Below are 2,744 nucleotides of genomic sequence, written 5' to 3' on the forward strand. Positions count from 1 at the left end.
AATAATATAGATAATCTAATTATCCTATTAATTCAATAGGATAATACTATTAACATATTATCATTTGTAACAAAATAATTTGATAGGCTTATCAAAATAATAAATACCAAAGAAACATATCACCACAGAAAAATTTTTTTAAAGTCGTATAATGACCGAATAAAAATACATGCTTAATCTTAGGAGTCATTGATGTCTTTGACTATTTTCGAGCAATTAACCACATTACTCAATAACCACCACGCCCGTTATCGCGTCATGGAACACCCGACCGCGGGTCGTTCTGAGGAAGTTGCTAAAATAAGAGGTACACAATTAGGGCAAGGGGCAAAAGGTCTAGTTTGTCATGTAAAAGGCAATGGTATTAAACAACATGTACTGGCCATTTTACCTGCTGATAAACAAGCTGATCTATCAAAACTCGCTATCGCTATTGGTGGGACAAGAGCCTCTCTTGCAAGCCCGAAAGAAGTTGATGAACTAACGCAATGTGTATTTGGCGCGATCCCACCTTTTAGTTTTCATCCAGCACTAAAACTGGTTGCTGATCCGCTATTATTTGAACGTTTTGATGAATTAGCCTTTAATGCTGGAACATTAGAACGTTCGATTATTTTAAATACACAAGATTATCAGCGTATTGCTCAGCCTGAGTTAATTCATTTTATTCGCCAAGATGATAATGATTAATAAAAGTACTATAAAATGCAGTTAAAAAGTATTTTTTAACTATAACTTTTTAATTACAAATAGTAAAAAGGTGCTGAAATTCAGCACCCCTAACACTTATAACTCACTGTTTTTAAAACTTACTCCATCCACTCAGTATGGAATACGCCTTCTTTATCAGTACGTTTATAAGTATGCGCACCAAAATAGTCACGTTGTGCTTGAATTAAGTTTGCTGGTAACACTTGCGCACGGTAGCTATCATAATAAGAGATAGCCGCGGAGAATGTTGGCGTAGGAATACCTGCTTGAACACCATAACAAACAACATCACGCAATGCTTGTTGATACTCATCAGCGATATTTTTAAAGTAAGGTGCTAATAATAAATTAGCGATATTCGCATCGTCATTATAGGCATCAGTGATTTTTTGTAAGAATTGAGCACGAATGATACAACCTGCACGGAAAATTTTCGCAATTTCACCGTAATTTAGATCCCAGTTATATTCATCTGATGCAGCTTTCAATTGTTGGAAGCCTTGCGCATAAGAGACAATTTTACCTAAATATAGTGCACGACGAACATTCTCGATAAAGGCTTTTTTATCACCAGTAAATGCTTTTGGTGCTGGGCCTGATAATACTTTAGATGCCGCCACACGTTGATCTTTCAGTGAAGAAATATAACGTGCAAAAACAGATTCTGTAATCAACGTAACAGGAACACCTAAGTCTAAAGAGCTTTGGCTAGTCCATTTACCGGTGCCTTTATTTGCCGCTTCATCAAGAATAACATCAACAAGGTAGTTACCTTCTTCATCTTTCTTACGGAAAATATCAGCAGTAATTTCAATAAGGTAGCTACTTAATTCGCCTTTATTCCACTCGGTAAAAGTGTCAGCTAACTCTTCGTTAGTTAAACCTAGTGAGTGTTTTAATACTGAATAAGCTTCTGCTATCAGTTGCATATCACCATATTCAATACCATTGTGTACCATTTTCACATAGTGACCTGCACCATCTGCACCAATATAAGTGACACAAGGCTCGCCATCTGCCACCGCGGCAATTTTCTCAAGAATAGGAGCAACTAACTCATAGGCTTCTTTTTGACCACCAGGCATAATAGAAGGTCCTTTTAATGCCCCTTCTTCACCACCAGAAACACCCGTACCAATAAAGTTAAAACCTTGAGCCGATAGCTCACGATTACGACGAATAGTATCTTTAAAGAAAGTATTTCCGCCATCAATAAGGATATCGCCCTTATCTAAATGTGGTGTCAGGGCTGCGATGGTTTTATCTGTTGCTTCACCCGCTTTAACCATTAACAAAATACGACGCGGTTTTTCTAATGAATCAACAAATTCCTCAATAGAGTAATTCGGAACCAGTTTTTTACCTGGATTTTCAGCGATCACTTCATTGGTTTTATCGCTCGAGCGGTTGTAGATAGATACAGTGTAACCACGGCTTTCAATGTTTAGCGCAAGGTTACGTCCCATCACTGCCATACCAACCACGCCGATTTGCTGTTTTGACATGAAATAACTCCCGTCTGAATATAAACCTGCCAGTCTCAATGTACTGACAATTTGTTAACCTGATCACATAGTAACTCACTCTCTCATTTGGTGGTAGTTATTGATGCAATCGATATCGCATTCCTTATGGTTGACATCCTCCACGCCCTAAAGGACGTGGATCCCTACTGCGTTCAGACTGATGTCTGAATCACCTCGGCGGGTTCCTGCTTCGACGGGCGGTCTGACTGCCCCCTCCCTCCACAGGCAAGCACGGCATGTCCTGCCGCTAAAATGTTACGTGCCCCGTTGATATCAGCATTCGCTGTATATCCACATTCAAGGCACTCGAATTGACTTTGTGACTGGCGGTTTTCCTTTGCTGTATGACCACAGCAAGCGCACTTCTGACTGGTGTAGGCTGGTGGTATTGCCACTACCTGACCACCTCGCCAGAGCTGCTTGTACTCAAGCTGACGGCGCATATCATACCAGCCCTGCTCCAGTATTGAGCGGTTTAAACCAGATTTAGCTTTTACGTTCCGTCCA

The 2,744-nt window shown here is 39.9% G+C and carries 3 protein-coding genes; 1 reads left to right on the forward strand and 2 read right to left on the reverse strand.

What is annotated here, in order from left to right:
- The first annotated feature begins 192 nt into the window (after positions 1–192).
- A complete protein-coding gene (locus AACU95_RS02525) occupies positions 193–690 on the forward strand; it encodes a YbaK/prolyl-tRNA synthetase associated domain-containing protein (RefSeq protein ID WP_004244520.1) in 498 nt (165 codons plus the stop codon).
- 119 nt (positions 691–809) lie between these two features.
- Here AACU95_RS02525 and gndA read toward each other — a convergent pair whose 3' ends face one another.
- Both gndA and AACU95_RS02535 read right to left on the reverse strand, forming a co-directional pair.
- Positions 810–2,216, reverse strand: a complete 1,407-nt coding sequence (gndA, locus tag AACU95_RS02530) for an NADP-dependent phosphogluconate dehydrogenase (protein ID WP_004244519.1) — start codon at positions 2,214–2,216, stop codon at positions 810–812.
- A 173-nt stretch (positions 2,217–2,389) separates the two neighbouring features.
- Positions 2,390–2,744: RNA-guided endonuclease InsQ/TnpB family protein (locus AACU95_RS02535; RefSeq protein ID WP_161737164.1), on the reverse strand; the 355-nt coding region annotated here is incomplete at its 5' end.

Origin of the sequence: Proteus sp. G4415 (assembly GCF_963896075.1) — a bacterium.
Lineage (GTDB): Bacteria > Pseudomonadota > Gammaproteobacteria > Enterobacterales > Enterobacteriaceae > Proteus > Proteus mirabilis.